We start from the raw sequence: 23,059 nt of genomic DNA, 5'->3' as shown, positions 1-23,059 counted from the left end.
GGGGTCAAATTACTTTTGACCCCAACATCATGATATTTAAGCAAAAGGATTCTCAGTCGGATATCTCATGCCGGCCGGCTGATTATATCCGATCTCATTTACATCGACACCAATATATTTGAAGACTTCGAACAGTGCTTTCCCAAAATGTCCGAATGCCACAGCTCCATGATGCGGGAAGTTTTTCTCAATCAATACATGACGATAGAACCTGCCCATCTCCGGAATTGCAAAGATGCCGATGCCTCCGAATGATTTTGTGGCAACTGGCAGCACCTCACCTTGTGCAACGTAAGCCCGAAGTATGTTGTCCGCGGTACTCTGCAGACGATAGAATGTAATATCCCCCGGAATGATATCTCCTTCAAGAGTTCCCTGTGTCACTTCTTCCGGCAGACTTCTAGCCATAATCAGCTGATATTTCATGTTACATGAAGTCAGCTTACCTGAACATGTATTTCCGCAGTGGAATCCCATAAAAGTGTCTTTCTGGGTATACGGAAAGTTCCCCTTGATGCTTTCTTTATAGATATCCGCGGGTACCGTGTTGTTGATATCGAGGAGTGTAACCGCATCATCAGATACACAGGTTCCAACAAACTCACTAAGTGCTCCGTAAATATCTGTCTCGCACGCTACCGGGATTCCTCTTCCGGTCAGGCGGCTGTTGACATAACACGGGACGAATCCAAACTGTGTCTGGAAGGCCGGCCAACATTTCCCGGCAAGCGTCACATATTTGCGATACCCCTTATGTTCTTCAATCCAGTCCAGAAGTGTAATCTCATACTGGGCAAGTTTTGGAAGGATCTCCGGTTTATTATTGCCAGTCCCCAGCTCTTTTTCCATGTCTTTTATAACGTCAGGAATACGAGGATCTCCCGCATGCTTATTAAACGCCTCGAACAGGTCAAGCTCTGAGTTTTCTTCAATCTCAACCCCGAGATTTAAAAGTTGCTTGATCGGAGCATTACATGCCATAAAATTGAGCGGCCGCGGTCCAAAACTGATAATCTTAAGATCTTTCAGTCCGACAATCGCACGCGCAATGGGCACGAATTCGTGGATCATATCTGCACACTCATCAGCTGTTCCCACCGGATACTCCGGAATATATGCTTTAATATTGCGAAGTTTCAGATTATAACTTGCATTCAGCATCCCGCAATATGCGTCACCTCGTCCCTGAATCAGGTCATCACCGCTCTCTTCTGCTGCAGCTACGAACATCGACGGTCCGTCAAAATGCTTTGCAAGCAAAGTCTCGGAAATCTCCGGTCCAAAGTTCCCAAGATAGACAACCAATGCGTTACAGCCATTGGCTTTGACGTCTTCGAGTGCCTGAACCATATGAATCTCACTCTCTACGATGCATACAGGGCACTCATAGATGTCCGCTGCATCATATTTATTCTTATAAGCATCTACCAGTGCTTTTCTTCTGTTTACAGAAAGGCTCTCCGGAAAGCAGTCTCTGCTGACTGCTACAATACCAATTTTTACCTCAGGCATGTTGATCATAACTATGTACCTCCATACATTCAGCCCAATTTGGGCTGTTTTTTCGTTAACTATTGAATACCTTTACTGGTTACCTGTGTATTTCCTGTCACCTTGGAATCCGTCATCAAACTTCAAGATTTGCCCCTTTGAGTCCGACAAATGCTCCGTCTTTTTTGAGTCCGCTCTCTTCATGCGCAATCAGCCATTTATTCTTCGCTGTCATCAGACGGTCTTCGGGCATCTCTGTGTCAAGCTCAGGTTTCTCGGTGTTTGTCCCTCTGGGAAGAATGATTGCAGTTTGGAATCCTTCCTCCGTCAGATTGCACGGGGCATAGTGAAGTGTCGTGCCGTAAATCTCAACAGCAGTACCGGCCGGAACTTCAAACGCCTCCATCTTCGCAGTGTCATAGGTGAAATCCTCTTCAATGTCCTGTTCGCTTCCAAGAATCAGGATACAGCCCTGAACCGGAATATCCACCTCACTGTCTCTGTGATATTCCACCGCATTTAATTTATGATTGTTTCCATTGCAGTATCCAATCTGAATCGGCATCCCGCCGTAGATACTATTGCAAATAGTTGAAAATTCCGCACTTGCTTCGAGCGTATCAACACTCGCCACATATTCGACATCTTCGGTCAGCACAGTTTTGGCCAGACGCTTTAATAGATCCGGCGTATCAATCGGAAGAATCCTCCCGTATTTACGAAATGCCGGATCTGTCAGTTTCTTAATCTGCATGATTTGCTCCTTTCGCTTTTCTCTGATTCCATCATACGCCATGAATGAAAAAAAATCAATAATTCTTGCCTGATTTCATCAACTGGGATATAATATTCACAATACCCGCAATGACAGAAAGGAGTAGTTATGGATTATCAACAAGATTACGTGATGCGCCTGATTAAACAAATGATGCAGGCGGTTTCTAAAATTGTATTTAAAAAGACAGATACCGATATAGAAACCAAGTCGATCCACATAGACACCACCGAGGGGGAGCGCGAAGTTGATCTGCTTGCCCTTGCAGACAGAGGAAACATCAACGAAGCGGAAAATCTATTATATGATAGCCTTGATACCACTGATATGTCCCAGCTTCGTAAGGCTTTTGCTTTCTATGAACATATCAATGAATATCAAAATGATTTCCTCGAGGAGCACAATTACTCCAGAGAAGAGGTTCTTGACGGAATTAAAAATATCTCATCTGAGTTCGGAATCTCCGGTCTCGTAGATGCTCTCCTGTAAGAGGCATTCTTATTTATCTGAGGCAATTCCGCCATCATCAAAGTAGTTGATTCCCATTGATTTCTTTACCTCTGATAAGGTCTCCTCCGCTGCCCGTTTTGCTTTGATACTGCCGTCATGCAGCATCTGGTATATGGCGGCGGGGTCTTTTTCATATTCTTTTCTGCGATTCCTGATTGGTTCAAGTTCCTCCTGAAGTATATGATTCAGGAATTTTTTCACTTTCACATCCCCGAGGCCACCTCTTTTATAATGTTCTTTCAGTTCATCTAAGTTCTTATATTCCGGAAGATAACGGGCAAAGTGATCGTCCAAAGCAAATGCATCCAGATAGGTGAACACAGTATTTCCCTCAATCCTTCCAGGGTCTTCCACGCGGATATGATTGGGGTCTGTGAACATACTCATAATCTTCTTTTTGACATCCCCCGGCTCATCTGCAAGATAGATGCAATTACCCAGAGATTTACTCATCTTAGCATTTCCATCGATCCCGGGAAGCCTTAAACATGCCTTATTATCCGGAAGCAAAATCTCCGGTTCCACAAGGGTCTCACCGTAGATGGTGTTAAATTTGTGCACGATTTCTTTTGCCTGCTCAAGCATCGGTTCCTGATCCTCTCCAACTGGAACTGTAGTCGCGCGAAAAGCTGTGATATCGGCCGCCTGACTGATCGGATAAGTGAAAAATCCTACAGGAATACTCGTCTCGAAATCTCTTGCCTTGATCTCTGCCTTTACAGTAGGATTTCTCTGAAGACGCGATACCGTAACAAGATTCATATAATAGAATGACAGTTCACAAAGTTCCGGAATCTGTGACTGTATAAATATAACAGATTTTTCCGGATCCAGTCCTATTGCCAGATAATCGAGAGCCACCTCAAGAATATTCTGTCTCACCTTTTCAGGATTGTCGGCGTTATCTGTCAGTGCCTGCGCATCTGCAATCATGATAAAAACTTTGTCGAATTCTCCGGAGTTCTGCAGTTGTACTCTCCGCTTTAATGAACCTACATAATGTCCGATGTGAAGTCTTCCTGTAGGTCTGTCTGCTGTCAATATAATTTTTTCACTCATGATAATTAGTTCCTCCATTAATTATAAATCGTTTTTTCTTCTTTCCGGTAAAGAATGACCGCCGAGAAAGGATTTAGTTCCATCGTCAGATTGCCTGCCTGAATCTTTCTGGGTGAAAGCTTAGCAAAAAAACCAATGGCGTTAGTCTCAAATATCTCATCCATGGAAGTGTCGCGTGTTCGGTAGATTCCAGCCTCCCACACCGGTATCGTCACATTCGCCTGCTCTGCCCGGTTATTCACAACCACCACAATCTGTTCTGAGAGATTAAACCTCGCATAGGCGATGATATTGTAATCTTTATAGATAAACTTCAGACTGCCCCCGGTCAACACCGGATATTTCTTATGAATATAAGTGATATTCTTATAAAACCGAATTAGCTCATGGTCTTCGCTGCCCCATGGATACGTCCTTCTGTTGTCAGGATCAGTGAATCCGACCAGGCCTGCTTCATCCCCATAGTAGATTGTGGGTGCGCCAGGCCAGGTCATCTGCATCACGACAGCCTCGCGCAGAACAGCCTTGTTGACATTTAACTGTGCGGCATCACTTCCTTTATCAGCGAGCCTCCCGACCAGATGACTCGTTCTCGTGAGAAATCTGGAGTGGTCGTGGTTATCCAGTTCATTCATCGCACACTCTAATGACTGTCTGTGAAATTGTGCACAGTGATGGTTCATGGCACTGATAAATGCATCCGCATTGCCCAGCAGATCCTGTCGGAATTCGTCACTGTGTTTTTCCATACCGGTTAAAAACCAGGACACCGGCTCCATGAACGCATCATAATTCATAACTGTATCCCACTGGTCACCGGCAAGCCAGGACCTGGCATCTCCATAGTGTTCAGCTAAGACGATTGCATCCGGATTAGCCTCTTTAACTACCCTACGAAACTCTCTCCAAAACTTATGGTTAAACTCTAAAGAATGTCCCAGATCCGAGGCCACATCAAGTCTCCATCCATCAGCTAAATAAGGCGGAGAGACCCATTTGGCAGCGATTCGCATAATATCCTCCATAAGTTTTGATGAGTCTTCGTAGTTCAGCTTTGGAAGTGTAGGGTGTCCCCACCATCCGTCATAATATTCATTGTATGGCCATTCGTGCTCATTATAAAACTTAAAAAAGCTATGATAGGGACTATCCTTCGAGACGAATGCCCCTTTTTCATAGGTTTCCTGGTTCTCGTAGATCTGTTCCCGGTCCATCCACTTATTATAAGATCCGCAATGATTAAACACACCATCCAGGATCACTTTCATCCCTCGCTTATGGATTTCTTCTGTCAGCCTAATAAACAACCGGTTAGATGCCTCAAGATTTTTTTGGTTCGTCACCCGGTTGATATAACGCAGCGCATGCGTATTGTCAGTATCATCACCCTTTAAACATTCTCCCCCATCATCCACGATTTTTCCAAAATGCGGATCCACAAAGTCATAATCCTGTATATCATACTTATGATTGGATGGTGAAACAAAGATCGGATTCAGGTATACAACCTGAACACCCAGATCTTTCAGATAATCCAACTTGTCGATTACCCCCTGCAGATCTCCGCCATAAAAGTTTCCGACATCCATCGTTTCAGGTCTCTTTGACCATTCGTCAACTTTTCGGACTCTCCGGTCAATATAAAAATATTCATCACTTTGGACATCATTCGACGGATCCCCGTTGCAGAAACGGTCCACAAAGATCTGGTAGGTCACAGCTCCCCTGGCCCAATCCGGAGTTTTATAGCCCGGAATGATGCCAAAAGAATATTCTTCCTGCAGTTCTCTGGATACGCCAAGTTTATTATAATAACAATGGATCTTCCCACAGTTAATCTCAAAGTAGTAATAGAGCGGTTCATCTGTGACAGTCAGTTTATATTCATAGAAATCAAACCCATTCTTCGTCACAGAAACCTTCATCGGTTCCCTTAACTTTCCGCTGATCAGATAGACCGAATCCACATTGTTTCTGACCGTCCGAAAGCGAATTGTCACTGCATCACCTGCTTCAGGTTCGTATGGGATCCGAAACTGTCTGGTTTCATCGCTGTACAAACCGTGCTTATTAAACATCCCTCTCATCTGAGAGATATATTGCTGTTTCTTATCAATCTCCATACCTTAGCCTCATTTCCGTTCCCCTCAATGATACTTGTGATCCTTATATTATCATACCCTAATTTCAGGAATCAGACAACAAGTTTTTGATATGTCGAAAAAGGACAGTGCCGCCTGGCACTGTCCTTTTGGAGAAGGTATTTCTTCTTATGGGGTGTAGCAAAAACTATATAATGTATTGGGGGATTTTACAGTTATTATAGTACCATAACTCAGGCAAAAAGTCTCAACAAATTTCACAAAATTCGGTGTCGATTTTTGTCTATTTTTATTTTATCATCCCTCTACAGTTTTTGGCTCCTCTGCAAATATTGCCTCAAACTCCTGACGATTCAGCTTTTCTTTCGTCATCAGCTGTTTTGCAGCCTCATGGAGTACGTAAGAGTGTTCAGAGATAATCTTTCTTGCCTTCTCATGACACTCTTCAATGATGGCATGAACTTCTGCATCGATTGTGGACTGTACATCCTCGCTGAAATTCTTCGTATGCCCCCAGTCTCTTCCGATAAACACCTCATCTGAGTCCTCTTCACTGTAATCCACCAGCCCTAATTTGCCTGACATACCATACTTTGTAACCATGGCTTTTGCCGTCCTAGTCGCCTGTCTGATATCCTGCGAAGCCCCGGTGGTAATATCATCAAAAATCAGCTCCTCCGCCACACGTCCGCCAAGTGAAACCATGATGTACTGAAGCATCTTTCCCCTGGTATTGAACATTTCATCATTTTCAGGCTGAGGCATTGTATAACCTGCTGCCCCCTGCCCGGTAGGAATAATAGATATCGTATAGACCGGATCCATATCGGGAAGTACATGGAATAAAATCGCATGACCCGTCTCATGATAAGCAGTGATTCTTTTTTCTTTTTCTGAAATCACACGGCTCTTCTTCTCAGTTCCGATTCCAACTTTCACAAAGGCTGATTTGATATCGTCCTGCTTCAGATAAGCCCTGCCATCTTTAGCAGCCATGATTGCAGCCTCATTCAGGAGGTTCTCAAGCTCCGCACCCGTGAATCCTGCAGTCGTCTGGGCAATCTGTCTTAAATCCACATCCTCAGCAAATGGCTTGCCCTTGGCATGAACTTTTAAAATTTCCTCTCTTCCGTCGACATCAGGTGCACCGACAACGACTCTTCGGTCAAAACGTCCGGGCCTTAAGATTGCCGGATCCAGAATATCTACACGGTTTGTCGCCGCTATGACAATAATTCCCTCGTTGATACCAAATCCATCCATCTCGACAAGCAGCTGATTCAGAGTCTGTTCACGCTCATCATGTCCGCCGCCCATTCCGGTACCACGGCGTCTTGCAACTGCATCGATCTCGTCGATAAAGATAATGCATGGAGCATGTTTCTTTCCCTCTTCGAACAAATCTCTCACACGAGATGCCCCGACACCTACAAACATTTCGACAAAATCGGAACCGGATATGCTGAAAAATGGAACACCAGCCTCTCCGGCTACAGCTTTTGCAAGTAAGGTCTTACCGGTTCCCGGAGGTCCGACAAGTAATACCCCTTTGGGAATTCTGGCACCTACCTTTGTAAATTTCTCAGGTTTTTTCAGAAAATCCACAATCTCTTCCAGATCTTCTTTCTCCTCTTTTAGACCTGCAACGTCACGAAAGGTTGTTTTCGGATCATTCTTCGATGCAACTTTTGCATTACTCTTTCCAAAATCCATCATCTTCCCGCTGCTTCCGCCGCTGGCTCCCTGCATCATACGGCCCATCATCGTCATAACTAAGATTACCATCACCGCACTGATCAGAATTGGAAACACAATATTTAGAAAACTACTGTCATGTGGAACATCTTTCAGATTGTAGTTTGTAAATCCTGCATCTTTAAGTTGTTTCTCCAATTTACTGATATCACTGAACACATAGGTCGAGGTTTTGTCATCATCTGTTGTATAATACAGACTTCCCGTCGGAACTTCTCTGTTCTGGGAAATCTCGATCTGCTGAATGTTCCCCTTTTTTAAATCCTCTGTAAAAGTATTCTCTGAAACTGTCTGACCCCTCTTGATCAGTCCCGGAAGATACCCCAGTATGACAATTAATAGCAATGCCAATATGAGGTATCCGCCAACTCCTCTGGTTTGTTTTTTCAAAATATCTACCAAGCCTTTCCTTTAGTCTTCAAAATCAACCACACCGATGTAGGGGAGGTTTCTGTATTTTTGTGCATAGTCCAGTCCGTAACCGACGACAAACTGATCCGGAATCTCGAAACAGCAATACTGCGTCTGTATGTCTACGACACGCCTTTCGGGCTTATCAAGCAGAGTGCAGAGCTTTAAGCTCGCCGGATGTCTTTTTTCCAGAATGTCCATAAGATATCCCAGGGTTCTTCCAGAATCAATGATATCCTCAACAATCAATACATCCTTTCCCTCCAACGGTTCATCCAGATCCTTTATAATCTTGACAACCCCGCTGGAATTCATCTCATTGCCATAGCTGGATACCGACATAAAATCTAGGCTCACGGGAACCGTAATACGCTTAGACAGTTCACACATAAAAAACACTCCGCCCTTCAATACACAGATCATATGCAGCTTCTTGCCGGCATAATCCCGGCTTATCCGTTCTGCAACTTCGCGAATCCGGGCATCTATCTTTTCCTCGCTAATCAATTCCCGAATCTTTTCACTCATTCGTATTTCCTCCTGTTACTTGTATTTCTAATATCTGCTTTGTGTTTTCATCAACCTTTGCGGATTCACCAATCCGATATCCGACAACCCAGAGCACTTCGCTCCCGGATGTCAGCAACAGCAGCTGATCACGCTCATGTCTTGGAATCTTGCAGTCAATCAGATAATCTTTCAGCTTCTTATGACCACCCGAGGCATTTATCATAATATAATCACCGCTTTTTCTGGTACGAAACACGACATCTGGGTTTATTTTACCATAATCAAACCATTTCGTACATGTTTTTTCCGGAATTAATTGCCCGTTATAAGGAAAAACCTTTGCTTTCATACGAAAACTTCCCCACTGTATCTCCTGATCCAGCGGCAGTCTGTAAATTTCTCCAGCACGGATATCATTCTTGATCCATTTCATCGTGAGCTCTATATCATGATAATTTCGAACAGCCGTTATCTTATGAGGCAGATCAATCTGCTTTCCCACCGGTTCCTGCCACAACTTTAGCACACCTTCCACATGTTCTCTCGTAATATTTCTGCTTTCCCCACAGAGCGTTTGAATAGCACGCATCACTGCCGTTCTCTGCAGAACATGATCATATTGAAAAAAACTTTCCTTAATTTTTACTTTTATGATTTTATGAGAATCGAAAGCATCTGGACTACAGACGAATTCAATACTTTGATCAGATACCCTCTTCGCCTGTCTTTCAATATAATCTAACACTTCCAGAATGTCAAAGGATACAGCCGATATATGTGAAACGGTTTCCTTATTCACATGTTCCGTCAAATAGGACAGCACATGATGACGGATCCGATTTCTTGTATAATCATCCTCCGCATTCGTACTGTCCTCACAATATCTAATCTTATTTTTATTTAAATAATCTTCAATTTCCTTCCGGCTGACACATAAAAGTGGCCGGATTACGTTATCACGCACCGGCCGGATCGCTGCAAGCCCGTTAAGCGACGTCCCCCGAGCCAAATGGAACAAAAAAGTCTCAGTCAGATCATTTTGATGATGTGCAAGTGCAAGTTTTGTAGCTCCATGACGGTTCATACAGTCCGTATAAGCTTTTTTACGCACTAGCCTTCCCATCTCTTCTGTTCCCATATGTTTCTCCCTTGCCAGCTCCTGTACCGGATAAGAATATTCATAGAAGGGAATGTCGAGGGAACGGCATACATCTTTTGCATATCTGGCATCTCTTATGGCTTCCTCTCCTCTTATGTTGTGGTTGACATGCACAGCCTGAATTTGAATCCCCAGTTTTGTCTTCAGACGATTTAGCAACACCAACAGACATACGGAATCAGCGCCCCCCGACAAACCGACCAGACAGACATCGCCGGGAAAGAGCATAGTATGTTCTCTTATAAATTTATAAACACGAGCCTCAATCATATTATTACCTGTTTCCTATTTTTCCCAGACACCGGCAACGAGCACAGTCATGTCATCTTTGGCTTTATAGCCGCAGTATGCCATCACACGTTCCAGTATTGCACGACCGACCTCCTTAGGAGTTGTACTATGTATCTGCATAATAATTTCCTTCATAGTCTCCTCTTCTTCCGAAAGAGGCAGTGCATCTAAAACTCCATCCGTTACCATAATCAGGTAATCACCATTATACAGTTTTTTTGAAGCCGTGTCAAAATCCAGCTGCTGCACCAGGCCGGCTGCTATACTTGTGGAGGTGATTGTCTCCACCCACTGATCTCTTTTGATAAATGTGGTGGCAGCACCTGCTTTTAAGAATTCACAGACCCCACTGTACAGATCTAAAGAGCAAAGATCGACTGTCGAGAACATTCCGTCACTTCTTTGAAGCACCAGTGCGGAATTAATCATCTTTGCCGCAGCTTCTTTTGAAAAACCCGAGCTGATAAACTGCTCCATCAGATCCACAACCGCTTCGCTCTCCTTGTTGGCATCAAGCCCTGACCCCATTCCATCAGAGAGACACATGACGAATCGTCCGCCGTCATCGGTACAGATATAATTATCTCCGGAGATACTTTCGTTTGCTTTGGTCACCTTTGCAACTCCATATAAGACACGAAAATTTACATCTTCAATGAAAAGCACGGTATTATACTCTCCATTGATGATCGTATGGCCTTCTTTTACAGCCCGAAGGGTTGTCCCACAGATCTTCGATAAGATATTAGCAATTTCGTGTAATGTCACACACTGGCCTGCACGAGCGCGCATTGTGACGTATATCTGAATCTTATCCTCTGGTTTTTCCAGCATCCACATCTTCTTGACGATCACATGCTGTTTTCGGAGAACTTTTGTCACCTGATCCTCCAGATTGTCTGGGACAGTACTGATGCTGTAGATATCTTCTGCTGTCTTCTGCATAATGTTCGCCACCTCACCCAGCTGCTCTGCAACTGCAAGGCGGTTCTCAATCAGCTTATTATTCCAGACCAATGCCTGTCTCGAATGAAAAAAAAGCTGTTTCATGCGATCAAGGTAATGAGCCCCATCAATACAATGTATCATCCAGTCCCCTTGTGCACGTGTAATCTGATCCGGATCTCCCTCTTCCAGCGTCCCGATCAGATCACAAGCCTGTTGGTAATTGAGATGGTAGCAAAGTCTCCAGCAAGAGTCAAATTTAGCGCACCCATCACAGAGCTCTTCCTGAAGCTGCTTTAAGATCTCATCTTTTTCCTGATTCGATAAATGGTCTTTCCGATATGGCATGCTGTAGAATGTATTCGCCAGTTTCTGGAAAGAATGTGCATATTGTTCCATCTGTTCTTTCTGCGGGTGTTTGTCATAGATCTCCGATTCCACCCTGCCTTTTCTTGTCCTTAAAACAGTGAATGCCATGTCCCGTACAACCAGCAGACCGCCGATTGCGAACATGGCAATGATCCAACCCGGCATATAATACTCCTCCTCTTCACCCTGTACTAATGGAATATTATAACCGTTCAATTGTAAAAAAAATGTCAAAAGAACATAGAAATCAAAAAAACTTTTCGCCAAAAAATGCTTTCTGTTTCGACTCTTTACCTGCTACTTCGACTCTTTAAAGATAATCTCATTCTCCTTAACAAGACCAAGTTTTTCTTTCGCAGACTTTTCAAGATACTCATCGCTTTGCATATAATCAGAAAGACTGTTGATATCATCCGTTCTTTTGTTTTCTTTTTCTATCTGCTTTTCAAGCTTTGCAGTTCTCTCCTCATTCGCATGAATTTTCATCTTCATCGAATGGCCTTCAAATAGTAAAACTGCCAACAACATTGTCACAACAAAAGAAATACAGCACATAGCAGCTTTATTTTTTCTGCTTTTTGCGCTTTCGCGTCTTTTTTTGCCTGCCTTTTTTTTCTTCATCTGCTTCCTCACCCTTATTATTATTCCGGAAATGCCTCCCCAGGCCTTTTACTCCGGAACCGATCTTGCGTTTCACAAACATTTTACCTTGAAACAGACTAGATTTCAACCTTTTTATCACTTTTTTTACAATTTTCAGCGGTATTAAAAGTACTTTCCAAACCTTTTTAGACAAAAATGTAAAGAATCTTACAAAAACAGGGCTGATGCTGAAATAGCACGCCAGACTTCCGACCACAATCCCCGCCGCCAGATACCCTCTTAAGATACCACTGTTCTCCTTAAAGAACCTTGCAAACAGAAAAAGAGCGCAGAATATCCAGTAGACCAGATCTTCGAATGTTGTAAAAGCATTACTGTGTCTGATTACATTGCGGCAGATCTTAAGGATGTCATAGGTGAGTACCAGGAGGGCACCGTACCAGATAGATTTTGTAAACAGCAGAAGCTCTCTGCCCATATATGCGCTCATATATTTTACCCGAATAAATGCTTAATCAGGGAACCGTTCTTTTCTTTCGGTCCCTTAGAACTATATACAAGGCTTTCCACCTCTCCGTCCAGATCAACTTCACCCTCCGACAGCTGCAGCCGCCCGACATGTAAATTTTTTCCTTTTATGATCAGCCTCCCCTCGGTGGTATCCAGCAGGATTTCATTTTCATCAAAAGACAGCACGTCCACCACACCGCTTATGGTTCCGCTGCTTTTGTTCGTGAGCTTTATCTGATGCAGTCCGCCGGAATGTTCATCCATATAAAAAAAGCCTCCATATAACTTCTTTCTTATTATATGGGGGCTTTCACTTAACTATTACACTTTATAAATAGCGATACATCTTGTCGGCATCTTCTTTGCGAACAGTTTCCTGCACATTAAGAATCTCGACTTTTGCCGCTTTGCTTCCGAAGCGGATCTCCAGAATGTCTCCCGGCTTAACCTTCACAGATGCTTTGGCCGGACGGTCATTGACAAGAACACGTCCTGCATCACATGCTTCGTTTGCAACGGTTCTGCGTTTGATCAATCGGGATACTTTCAAAAACTTGTCTAATCGCATATGATTAATTCATCATATCTTTTAAAGCTTTTCCGGCTTTAAATTTCGGGGATTTGGAAGCTTTGATAATCATAGTCTCACCAGTCTGAGGATTTCTTCCCTCTCTCTCTCCACGTTCGGATACTTCAAACGTTCCAAAGCCAACCAGTTGTACCTTACCGCCTTTTTTCAATTCATCTGCTACCACATCTGTAAAAGCTTTCAAAGCAGCCTCTGCGTCTTTTTTTGATAACTGTGTCTGCTCAGCGATAGCTGCAACTAATTCTGTTTTGTTCATGAGTGATTCCTCCTGTACTTTCATCTAATTTAACTCTACAATTATTTATATACTCTGTATCTTCATTTGTCAAGGAATTTCCCGCATTTCTTAGCTTTTTAGAGGTTTTTTCCTATTTTTAGGTCACTCCATCATCTGTGCGATCAACTCCTTGGCATCTTTGCCCAGAACCTTGGATTTTTCATCGGCATCGCAAAGCGAGGTCCCCTTCACCCCATAATATATCTTAACTTTTGGCTCGGTCCCGGATGGTCTCACGCAAAGCCAGGCATCGTCGCTTAAATCAAAATATAGAACATTAGATGCGGGCAGGTTGGTGGGTTTTATGACTCCTGTACCCACATTTACTATCTTGTCCTCTTCGTAATCACGAAATGTGTGTACTTTATAATTTCCCAGCTTTTTTGGAGGATTCTTTCGAAGTGCTGACATAATCTTCTCGATCTTTTCCAGTCCCTCAATCCCCTCAAGTGTGATAGAGGAAATCTCATCTTTATAATAACCATATCTCTCATAAAGCGAGATCATGGCATCCCACAGCGTCATATTCTTCGTCTTATAGTATGCCGCTGCTTCACACAGAGCCATAGTTGCAACAATCGCATCTTTATCACGGGCATACGTACCGATCAGACATCCATAGGACTCTTCAAAGCCAAATAAATAACTTCCTTTTCCGCTTTTCTCGAATCCGAGGATCTGCTGCCCGATATACTTAAATCCTGTAAGAACTTCAATCAGCCTGACATGGTAATATTCTGCAATCGCATCTGCCATATTCGTCGTCACGATCGTCTTGATTAATGCACCGTCATCCGGAAGTCCGGTTATCACTTTCCTCTGTCCAATTTCGTAATCGGCAAGCAGGCATCCTGACATATTGCCGGTAAGAGTATGATATTCACCGTTTTTATCGCGAACTCGAACACCCAGACGATCTGCATCCGGATCTGTAGCCAGAACCAAATCCGCTCCCACTTCCTCTGCAAGCTGCAGACCCAGGTCGAATGCCTCGTCCGTTTCGGGATTCGGATAACTCACAGTCGGAAAATCACCATTTGGCAGCTCCTGCTCTTTTACAACATAGACATTTTCAAAGCCAAGTTCCTTAAGAACACGTCTCGCGGGTATATTTCCAGTTCCGTGAAGCGGTGAATAAACAATCTTGAGATCCTTTGCTGCCTCTTTGATGGCATCCATATGCAGAACCTGTTTTTTTAGCTCTGTAATGTAGGTGTCATCAATCTCAGAGCCGATGACCTGATATAATCCGGCTTTTTTTGCCTCCTCTTTGCTCATGGTCTTGACGGTTTTAAAGTCGGTCACTTTTTTTACCTCTGCCATGATCCCGGTATCATGCGGAGGTGTAATCTGTGCTCCATCCTGCCAATATACCTTGTAGCCGTTATATTTCGGCGGGTTATGACTGGCGGTGATATTGATTCCCGCAATACATCCCAGTTTCCGGACAGCAAAGGAAAGCTCCGGTGTCGGGCGAAGCGACTCAAAGATATATGCTTTGATTCCATTTGCAGCAAGACACAGAGCTGCCTCCCGGGCAAATTCCGGCGACATATGCCGGGAATCGTATGCGATTGCAACACCCCCTGACTTTTCATCCACAGAGTGGATATAGTTCGCCAGACCCTGAGTTGTCTTGCGGATGACATAGATATTCATGCGGTTTGTCCCTGCTCCGATGATGCCGCGCAGACCTGCGGTTCCAAATTCCAGATCTCTGTAGAAGCGTTCTTTGATCTCCTTATCATCATCGGCAATGGAACGCAGTTCATCCTTAGTTTTCTCATCAAAATATGGGTTGTTTAACCACGACTCATAAATCTCCTTATAGTCCATACATACCTCCATTTATAGTAATAGTATATAACATGATACCAGAATCAAGGTCCGTGGTATCATCGACATTCATACAGATGATTATATACCAAAACATAATAAAAGGGAATGTCTAGAAAGCATTTTTCAAAAAATACTGCCAACTGTCGTATTGTGCCTGAAGTTGATCGAGTTTTTCCATGTTTTTCCCCGAAATCCAGACCTTATTGTTATTCGAATAATGATTGACCAGTTTCCAAAATTTCCAGGGATAGGAAAGTCGAAGTCTCAAATCGTAAAGCTCAGCGTCAGATAAGGGTCTCACTTTCTGATAGGTCTCAAGCATCCCCACACCAAGCGCAATATCCCAGTTGTGTTTTTCCAATATCTTTCTCATAAAATGATAGAGGTCTGCCGTCTGAATGTCGTAGTTCCACTTATCAAAGTTCGTCACAATAGTTCTGTTTCCAGAAAATAATACATTATGTTGGTTATAGTCCCCGTGGCAGATGCTGCCGGCCTTCAGATTCTGTTCCCTTAAGGTTTCATAGCCCGAATGTTCTAGTTCCTCCACCATCTGTTCGCCACACTCCAAAAAAGGTTCAACGCTAAAGAGTAAGTTCATTTCAAATGAGTTCTTTTTTCTCCGTTTGAGAATATATTTTCTGGTTTTTCTTATCTCTGCATTATGCCGTGTGCATTCGTGAATCAAAGTTTCCCTTGTATACTCTTCTTTTACTTCAAGGCGCATCGCTTTATGTATAGATGCAAGAGTTTCCACCGCCTTCTCAATATCTGAGATAGAACGAGTGTCACACTCTTTGCCGGAATACCAGGCCCGGACTACGTATGCATGGTCCTCCCTGTCATAAGACAATAAGTTCCCGTCAAGATTTCTCAAAAGGCGGTCCAGATAAGGGAATCCCGCAGCTTTTACCTGCTCCATCAGCGTGTACTGTAAAGCAAGTTTGCCCTCGGTACTGCTGCAATCCTTAATGCTGACCCACCCTTCTTCTGTTTCGTAAAGCATGACGCCTCTGCCTTTGCAGGATGTCTTTGCTGTCAATCCATACTGTTCTAATATCCATAAACCACGATCGTACACGCATGCTCCCCCTTTTCATCAATAGAAGATTCCTTGTCTTTCTATCGTATGCAAAGGGAATTGGTATCATGCTAACAGCTGTATTACTTGTCTGTTTTATCTTCAGCGATGAGTGTATCTGCATAAAACAGAAGATAATCCCGCTGATTTTTCTCAGGACATTTCAATACTTGTTCCAGTGCCAGGTTGAGCATCTGTCCAATTCTGGGACCGGGTTTCACTCCCATAGAAATCAGATCCTGTCCTGTTAGTTTTAAGTTTTTCAGAGAATAACACTGTCCGGCATCTGTCACTTCTTCATAGCACTTCTTTACATCTGTAATTCTCTGCAATTTTTCCTTCCGATAATACCCACTTTGAGCCATGGTGTCTGCATACTGGACATCCAGCCATTTCAAAAAAAGATCCGGTCCAATCCTGTTGAGCATGACCCTGACGTTCTCCTGTGTCGCTTCCATCCGGTAATCATGCCACTTGATCAGATTCGTCACTTGATAGATCGTATCATTGTCCATTTTCAGCCTCTGCATCACTTTACGCGAAATCTCCATACCAGCCTGAGCATGACCTTTAAAATGATCAATTCCATCTGCGTCTGTGACACGGCAGGATGGTTTTCCCATGTCGTGAAAGAGCATCGTAAACCGAAGAATTTTGTCAGCGGGCACGTATTTCAGGCTTTCAATGGTGTGACGTCCCACTGGATAACAGTGATGCGGATTATTCTGAGGTGTGTGCATCATTGCGTCAAACTCTGGAAGAATCACCCTTGTAATTCCAAGATCATATGCATGTTCCATATATTCCGGGTGTCCGGATGTTAAAAGCTTGATCAGTTCCGCAGCAATCCGCTCCGCACTGATTTTTTTTAACGTATGAGCCATCCCACGGATTGCGTTATAGGTGTTCTGCTCTATACTGAAATCTAACTGAGCAGCGAATCTCAGTGCCCTTAGAATTCTCAGTGCATCCTCTCCAAAACGTTCTACAGGATCACCCACGCAGCGAATACAGCTTCTCTGCAGATCCGAAAGCCCTCCATAGAGGTCGACAAGTCCTTCTTTGTCATTATATGCCATCGCATTGATCGTAAAATCTCTGCGTTTTAAATCTTCCTCAAGAGAAGCAGTAAATGTAACCTCCTTTGGATGCCTTCCATCTTCATAATCACCATCGATACGATAAGTCGTCACTTCATGTGCATTCCCGCCAAAAAGCACCGTCACGGTTCCATGCTGCAGACCAGTATCAATGGTCCGGTTAAAAATCTCCTTTACCTGCCAGGGTGTCGCAGAAGTGGTAATATCCCAGTCGTCTGGTTTTCGGTTCAAAATATAGTCACGGACACAGCCGCCTACGGCATAAGCTTCATACCCTTTTGCCTGAAGACTGCTAATAATCGCATCCACACTTGCCGGTAATTTTAATTTCAATCCAATTTCCTCCATAATAGTAAAACCGCTTGTCAATTTTCTTTATTTTACCTTATATCACAAATAATATCAAACACAATCTTGATTTCTTATATATCTTATTGTAAGGGTCAAAAGTAAAACAGGACGGATTCAAATCCCGTCCTGCTGTACGTCCCATATATCGTGATTAACTCTGCTGTCTATTTACTTCAAATATCCTGAACCAGTCCGCCGCTTAACATATTCCACACCCACTCACAGAATGGAAGACATTATTTGACTGTTATTAATTGTAAGTTTGAAATCTTTCCAGTCATCCGTTAATAATTGTACTTCTTTCCACACTCCATTTTCAAACACATTTTCATGGAGCAAAATGTCATAACCATTGGTAAGCCTGATAAAATCAAACCTATATTGCCTGCCATTCCCCGAAGCATAGATATATATCATATCACCTTTTTGTTTTGTCCTGTCTATTTTTTCAACGATTTTCATATTATCCTCATAAACAATTTGAACCACTGCATCAGACAAATAAAACCAACTATGTACAGGAGCGCACAAAAAATCCTCGGGTATGTAGTCAATATCTTTTATTTTCCAGCCATCCTTTGGCGTTTTTTCTACTGTAACCAATCCATAATAATATGCAAAATAAGAACCTTTATTATATTCTTTATCATTATTTGCCTTTGGCCCCGTTATTAATTCAATTTCAATCAAATAATATTTTATGTTTTCCGGAGTATCCGGAGGGGCATAGGCGGGAACTATTTTTAAAAGTGTTGTATAACCAATGCCCTTAAATGAATCGATAAATTGATCTAAAGATATTTCCTTTTGCTTTTCCTTTGTAAGAAGCTCATATGCATAAGGATATGGCAGCCCTGATTCGCCAATAGAACCACACCCACCGGAATATCCTAACATATTTGAGGCAGCTCTAAGTATCCCGTAATATGCAAGCAATAAATCTTCGGGAGTTTCAAATTTTTTATTTATAAGCGGCGGCTCGTCATTTTCTTTTTCAAAGTCATGAAATGAATAGTGATCAGGTAACGGCAATTGTTTTGATGGTCTTTGAAATCGCTCACTAATCTTTGTATCCTGCTGATTTGAAATGGGTAATGCTTCTGCCATAATTGTGTGTAAAGAAGGGTGTAATCTGCCTCCTGACATTATATTATCATTAGAACTGGTTGAAATTATGAACACAATCAGTACGATTATCATGCAAAGGAAAATGCTAATACATAATAGAACCTTCTTTTTGTTAATCTTAAAAACCATAATAAAACCTCCCATATACTATATGAGAGGAATATTTTTTTAACCCCTAATTCCAAAGCCGATGCGTTTGGGGTTGACTTGTATAGTGCCATCCTCGGAGGTGTAACCCTGCTTTCTCTTTGATACATATTCTGCAGGGATGGATATGCATCCAGCATAGACTGCCGCTCCTTTATATTTCTTATAGTTTTATTGCCCTTGTTGAAAAAAAGGTTGGTATGTTATGCTCATGCAGATTTCCGGTACCATTGGTATCCTCATATAGGTCTGTGAGAATAAAACCAGCCTCTAGCTGTCCGCCAATCTGTTCCTCCAGGGTGTGAGAAAACTGTACCCCGCAATCTGACTCATTAAGTTGATTCATCTGGTTTTCATCTTTCAGTGGGTTAAAAGGCAATGTATTGACAAGAATTTTCTCATCATCATCAAAGATATAATTTATCCCATTATCAAGCCCTGCCAGAAAAATCCCACCAGACTTTAATACCCGATAACATTCTTTAAAAATTGGTTGTACTTCTTCAACATAGCAGTTTGACACCGGATGAAAAATCACGTCGAATTCGGCATCAGAAAATGGCAGTCTTTTTGTCATATCTGCCTTGATGATACGAACAGAATACCCTTCCCTGCCTGCCACCAACCGCTCACTCTCCAACTGCTTTTCAGAATAATCCAGAACGGTGCATTCCGATCCGAGAGCTGTAAATATTGGTATCTGCTGTCCGCCTCCACTGGCGAGTCCAAGGACTTTCTTCCCTTGAAGTTCTCCAAACCACTCATGAGGTACATACCTGGTCGGCGTCAGCAGAACATCCCAGATACCTTTTTTCGCATCCTCATAAATATCGTGGGAAATCGGTTTTCCCCATTCCCAGCCTTCTTTGACCCAGCTGTCAATTACTTTTGAATTTATTTCCTGGTAGTTCATAAGCGCGCCTCCTTTATCAAAGCTTCCATTATAGTATAACATACTACACGCAGTTCACAACTGCAAACAAACACACATACAATTCACAGGTTTTTTCAAGTGCCCTCTTGACAAACTTCCCTTCATATCTTACACTTATCACATGTAATTGACGTTGAAAAGGAACAGTACATGCACGATCATCTGCAGAGAGGGATTCGTCCGGTGAAAGATCCTGTTTGGAATGCATGGAACCCACCTTGGAGTTGTCTGTGAAAACAGAACGTAGCTGCTGCGTTAAAGCGTAGAAAAGAGAGTTGTGAGATAAATTAACAGCTAATCAGGGTGGTACCGCCGAAGAATAACTATCGGTCCCTTTTGCAGGGATGCGATGGTTTTTTTATGTCAATGCTGCTTTTATCTTACTGAAAGGGAGATTTTTATGGCAAAGGAAAAGAAACTTGTAGAAGCAATCACTTCCATGGAAGATGATTTTGCAAAGTGGTACACAGATGTTGTGCTGAAGGCCGAACTTACGGATTATACCAGTGTAAAGGGCTGTATGGTCATCAAACCTGCAGGCTATGCAATCTGGGAAAACATCCAAAACGAAGTTGACCGCCGTTTTAAAGAAACCGGTGTGGAAAATGTGTATCTTCCTATCTTCATTCCGGAAAGCCTTCTGGAAAAAGAAAAGGATCATGTGGAGGGATTCGCACCGGAAGTTGCCTGGGTAACTCAAGGGGGGCTTGAGCCGCTTCAGGAACGTCTATGCGTAAGGCCTACTTCGGAAACATTATTCTGTGACTTCTATTCAAAGGAAATACACTCTCACAGAGATCTTCCGAAGGTATACAATCAGTGGTGCTCGGTTGTCCGCTGGGAAAAGACAACGAGACCATTCCTACGCTCCAGAGAGTTTTTATGGCAGGAAGGGCATACAGCCCATGCCACTGCAGAAGAAGCCAAAGAAAGAACCATTCAAATGTTAAATGTCTACGCTGATTTCTGCGAAGAAGTACTTGCAATTCCTGTAATTAAGGGTCAAAAGACTGAGAAGGAAAAATTCTCAGGTGCTGAGTCTACCTATACAATCGAAGCCCTGATGCACGATGGAAAAGCCCTTCAGTCCGGAACCAGTCATTACTTCGGAGATGGTTTCGCACGTGCCTATGATATTCAATATACCGACAAAGACAACAAGCTGCAATATGTATATCAGACATCATTCGGACTGTCCACCCGTATCATTGGTGCCATCATTATGGTGCACGGTGATAACAGCGGCTTAAAACTTCCGCCGAAAATCGCTCCAACCCAGGTTATGGTTGTTCCGATCCGCCAGGATGCCCACGGTGTGATGGAGAAATCCCATGAAGTGGAAAAATCCCTCAAAGAAGCAGCGATTCGTGTAAAAGTTGATGATTCCGACAAGAGCCCGGGATGGAAGTTTTCCGAACAGGAAATGAGAGGTGTTCCACTTCGCATCGAACTCGGACCGAAGGATATCGAAAAAAATCAGGCTGTCCTGGTGCGCCGTGACACCAGAGAAAAAATGATTGTTTCCCTCGATGAACTTCCCGAAAAGACAGGGGAACTTTTGGATACGATTCAAAGTGATATGTATACCCGTGCATTAGAGCATCTCAACTCTCACACCTATGAGGCAAAGAGCTATCCGGAATTCCAGGCCACCATTGAACGCAAACCGGGCTTTGTCCGTGCAATGTGGTGCGGAGATGCGGCGTGTGAAGACAAGATCAGAGAAGATACCGGAGCTACCAGCCGCTGCATCCCCTTTGACCAAGAACCTATCGGCAAAACTTGTATCTGCTGTGGAAAACCGGCGAAGAAAATGGTATACTGGGGACGTGCTTATTAAAGCAGAGAATTCTAAAAGCACCATCAGAAGATTTATTTCTCTGATGGTGCTTTCTTATAACAGATTCGTCTACACCGTAATTGTAATCTCTCTGTGTGTAGGCTCATATTTTTGGAAACTCACTCTCGCAGCCTGGAACATCATCTTGGAAGCGATGACTTCGGGAGTCTTGTCGTACTTGTCGCAGTCATAGATCACAGTCTTAATCCCAGACTGAATAATTGCCTTGGCGCATTCATTGCAGGGAAAAAGGGATACATACATCTTCGCCCCTTCCAGGCTTCCTCCACGGTAATTCAAGATTGCGTTCAATTCACTGTGAGTTACATAGTAATACTTACTTCTAAGCGGATCTTCACCATCCCTTCCCCACGGGAATTCGTCATCCGAACAGCCGGTCGGCAGTCCATTATAACCCATGGAGAGGATCTTGTTATCAGGACTTACTATACAGGCTCCTACCTGCGAGTGTGGATCCTTCGAACGCATACCCGCAAGCTTTGCGACTGCCATAAAATATTCATCCCATGATATATAATCATTTCTTTTTTCGCTCATAAAAATCTCCCATGGCATACTGCCACTTTGTTACACTTCGTGCTCACACATGCACGTATTTTTATTTGGTCCCGAAGATACGATCGCCTGCGTCTCCAAGACCAGGTACAATATATCCATGGTCATTCAATTTCTCATCAAGGGCACCGATGTAGATATCCACATCCGAATGCTCTTTTTGCATTCTTTTGACACCTTCCGGTGCCGCGATGATGCACATAAAGTGAATCTTCTTTGCACCTTTCTCCTTCAGCATCGTAATTGCCGCTGAGGCTGAACCACCTGTCGCAAGCATCGGATCAATTACGAATACTTCACGGCTGGCAATATCAGAAGGAAGCTTACAGTAGTATTCAACCGGCTCTAGAGTTTCGGGATCACGATATAAACCAATATGTCCTACTTTCGCTGCCGGTATCATAGCCAACATGCCTTCTACCATGCCAAGACCAGCCCGCAGGATCGGAACAACTGCCATTTTCTTTCCTGCCAGCTCTTTTGCTGTGGTTTTTCCAATAGGAGTTTCAATATCAATATCGACTAATGGTAATTCTCTGGTCGCCTCAAACGACATCAGCATTGCTATCTCACTGATCATCTCCCGGAACTCTTTCGAGCTGGTCTCCGTTCTCCGGATGATTCCGATCTTGTGCTGAATTAAAGGGTGATCCATTACTACGATTTTTGCCATTTTCTTTTCTCCTTTTAACGTATGTTTTTATTGC

The 23,059-nt window shown here is 43.2% G+C and carries 23 protein-coding genes and 1 other annotated feature; of the genes, 2 read left to right on the top strand and 21 right to left on the bottom strand.

Translation table 11 applies throughout. The annotated features are described in order from the left end of the window. Positions 1-36: 36 nt before the first annotated feature. Positions 37-1,521, bottom strand: a complete 1,485-nt coding sequence (locus INP51_RS04365; protein WP_193736509.1) for an L-fucose/L-arabinose isomerase family protein — start codon at positions 1,519-1,521, stop codon at positions 37-39. 106 nt (positions 1,522-1,627) lie between these two features. Further along, positions 1,628-2,245: a DUF4867 family protein gene (locus tag INP51_RS04360; protein WP_193737239.1), complete on the bottom strand. Its 618-nt coding sequence runs from the start codon at positions 2,243-2,245 to the stop codon at positions 1,628-1,630. A 129-nt stretch (positions 2,246-2,374) separates the two neighbouring features. Here INP51_RS04360 and INP51_RS04355 point away from each other — a divergent pair, with 129 nt between their 5' ends. Beyond that, positions 2,375-2,755, top strand: coding sequence for a DUF6483 family protein (locus tag INP51_RS04355; protein ID WP_193736508.1), 381 nt, complete (start codon positions 2,375-2,377; stop codon positions 2,753-2,755). 9 nt (positions 2,756-2,764) lie between these two features. On the opposite strand, the gene trpS is transcribed toward INP51_RS04355, so the two are convergent. The 17 genes from trpS to INP51_RS04270 all read right to left on the bottom strand — a co-directional run bounded on the left by trpS (position 2,765) and on the right by INP51_RS04270 (position 19,915). Further along, the gene (trpS, locus tag INP51_RS04350) at positions 2,765-3,835 is read right to left on the bottom strand and encodes a tryptophan--tRNA ligase (RefSeq protein WP_207736894.1); all 1,071 of its coding nucleotides are present in this window, start codon (positions 3,833-3,835) and stop codon (positions 2,765-2,767) included. A gap of 17 nt (positions 3,836-3,852) precedes the next feature. Next, on the bottom strand, positions 3,853-5,958 hold the full coding sequence (locus INP51_RS04345) for an alpha-glycosidase (RefSeq protein WP_193736507.1): 2,106 nt from the start codon (positions 5,956-5,958) through the stop codon (positions 3,853-3,855). A 276-nt stretch (positions 5,959-6,234) separates the two neighbouring features. Beyond that, positions 6,235-8,085: an ATP-dependent zinc metalloprotease FtsH gene (gene ftsH, locus INP51_RS04340; RefSeq protein WP_334298167.1), complete on the bottom strand. Its 1,851-nt coding sequence runs from the start codon at positions 8,083-8,085 to the stop codon at positions 6,235-6,237. Between the two features lie 18 nt (positions 8,086-8,103). Further along, a complete protein-coding gene (gene hpt / locus INP51_RS04335) occupies positions 8,104-8,631 on the bottom strand; it encodes a hypoxanthine phosphoribosyltransferase (RefSeq protein ID WP_193736505.1) in 528 nt (175 codons plus the stop codon). Continuing rightward, positions 8,624-10,042, bottom strand: coding sequence for a tRNA lysidine(34) synthetase TilS (gene tilS / locus INP51_RS04330; RefSeq protein ID WP_193736504.1), 1,419 nt, complete (start codon positions 10,040-10,042; stop codon positions 8,624-8,626). Before tilS ends, hpt begins: the two co-directional genes overlap by 8 nt. Positions 10,043-10,057: 15 nt before the next feature. Continuing rightward, on the bottom strand, positions 10,058-11,542 hold the full coding sequence (locus INP51_RS04325) for a SpoIIE family protein phosphatase (RefSeq protein ID WP_193736503.1): 1,485 nt from the start codon (positions 11,540-11,542) through the stop codon (positions 10,058-10,060). Positions 11,543-11,674: 132 nt separating this feature from the next. After that, entirely contained in the window at positions 11,675-11,905 is a 231-nt protein-coding gene (locus INP51_RS04320; protein ID WP_268885825.1) for an FtsB family cell division protein, read from the bottom strand. Between the two features lie 34 nt (positions 11,906-11,939). Continuing rightward, positions 11,940-12,470: a spore cortex biosynthesis protein YabQ gene (yabQ, locus tag INP51_RS04315; protein WP_193736501.1), complete on the bottom strand. Its 531-nt coding sequence runs from the start codon at positions 12,468-12,470 to the stop codon at positions 11,940-11,942. Positions 12,471-12,475: 5 nt separating this feature from the next. Beyond that, complete coding sequence (gene yabP, locus INP51_RS04310) at positions 12,476-12,754, bottom strand: sporulation protein YabP (RefSeq protein ID WP_193736500.1); 279 nt, start codon at positions 12,752-12,754, stop codon at positions 12,476-12,478. Between the two features lie 64 nt (positions 12,755-12,818). Then, the gene (locus tag INP51_RS04305) at positions 12,819-13,058 is read right to left on the bottom strand and encodes an RNA-binding S4 domain-containing protein (protein ID WP_193736499.1); all 240 of its coding nucleotides are present in this window, start codon (positions 13,056-13,058) and stop codon (positions 12,819-12,821) included. A gap of 4 nt (positions 13,059-13,062) precedes the next feature. Next, positions 13,063-13,359 (bottom strand): HU family DNA-binding protein, encoded by a 297-nt coding sequence (locus INP51_RS04300; RefSeq protein WP_193736498.1) that lies wholly within the window; start codon positions 13,357-13,359, stop codon positions 13,063-13,065. 99 nt (positions 13,360-13,458) lie between these two features. Next, a complete protein-coding gene (locus INP51_RS04295; protein ID WP_193736497.1) occupies positions 13,459-15,192 on the bottom strand; it encodes a phospho-sugar mutase in 1,734 nt (577 codons plus the stop codon). Positions 15,193-15,304: 112 nt separating this feature from the next. Further along, the gene (locus INP51_RS04290) at positions 15,305-16,276 is read right to left on the bottom strand and encodes a CotS family spore coat protein (RefSeq protein ID WP_193736496.1); all 972 of its coding nucleotides are present in this window, start codon (positions 16,274-16,276) and stop codon (positions 15,305-15,307) included. 83 nt (positions 16,277-16,359) lie between these two features. After that, entirely contained in the window at positions 16,360-17,709 is a 1,350-nt protein-coding gene (locus tag INP51_RS04285; RefSeq protein ID WP_193736495.1) for a CCA tRNA nucleotidyltransferase, read from the bottom strand. Positions 17,710-17,946: 237 nt separating this feature from the next. Beyond that, complete coding sequence (locus INP51_RS04280; protein WP_193736494.1) at positions 17,947-18,834, bottom strand: hypothetical protein; 888 nt, start codon at positions 18,832-18,834, stop codon at positions 17,947-17,949. Between the two features lie 89 nt (positions 18,835-18,923). After that, positions 18,924-19,142: a hypothetical protein gene (locus INP51_RS04275; RefSeq protein ID WP_193736493.1), complete on the bottom strand. Its 219-nt coding sequence runs from the start codon at positions 19,140-19,142 to the stop codon at positions 18,924-18,926. Positions 19,143-19,165: 23 nt separating this feature from the next. Continuing rightward, on the bottom strand, positions 19,166-19,915 hold the full coding sequence (locus tag INP51_RS04270) for a class I SAM-dependent methyltransferase (RefSeq protein WP_193736492.1): 750 nt from the start codon (positions 19,913-19,915) through the stop codon (positions 19,166-19,168). A gap of 145 nt (positions 19,916-20,060) precedes the next feature. Next, positions 20,061-20,274, top strand: a binding site (T-box leader). Positions 20,275-20,336: 62 nt separating this feature from the next. Here INP51_RS04270 and proS point away from each other — a divergent pair. Next, on the top strand, positions 20,337-21,776 hold the full coding sequence (gene proS / locus INP51_RS04265; protein ID WP_193736491.1) for a proline--tRNA ligase: 1,440 nt from the start codon (positions 20,337-20,339) through the stop codon (positions 21,774-21,776). Positions 21,777-21,845: 69 nt separating this feature from the next. Here proS and INP51_RS04260 read toward each other — a convergent pair whose 3' ends face one another. Together INP51_RS04260 and upp are read right to left on the bottom strand one after the other, a co-directional pair. Then, positions 21,846-22,334, bottom strand: coding sequence for a deoxycytidylate deaminase (locus tag INP51_RS04260; protein ID WP_193736490.1), 489 nt, complete (start codon positions 22,332-22,334; stop codon positions 21,846-21,848). A 61-nt stretch (positions 22,335-22,395) separates the two neighbouring features. Next, the gene (gene upp, locus INP51_RS04255; RefSeq protein WP_193736489.1) at positions 22,396-23,025 is read right to left on the bottom strand and encodes a uracil phosphoribosyltransferase; all 630 of its coding nucleotides are present in this window, start codon (positions 23,023-23,025) and stop codon (positions 22,396-22,398) included. Between the last annotated feature and the right edge of the window lie 34 nt (positions 23,026-23,059).

The organism is Blautia liquoris (genome assembly GCF_015159595.1).
GTDB lineage: Bacteria > Bacillota > Clostridia > Lachnospirales > Lachnospiraceae > Novisyntrophococcus > Novisyntrophococcus liquoris.
Note: the sequence above shows the minus strand (reverse complement) of the source record. Positions and strands in the feature narration are given on the sequence as shown.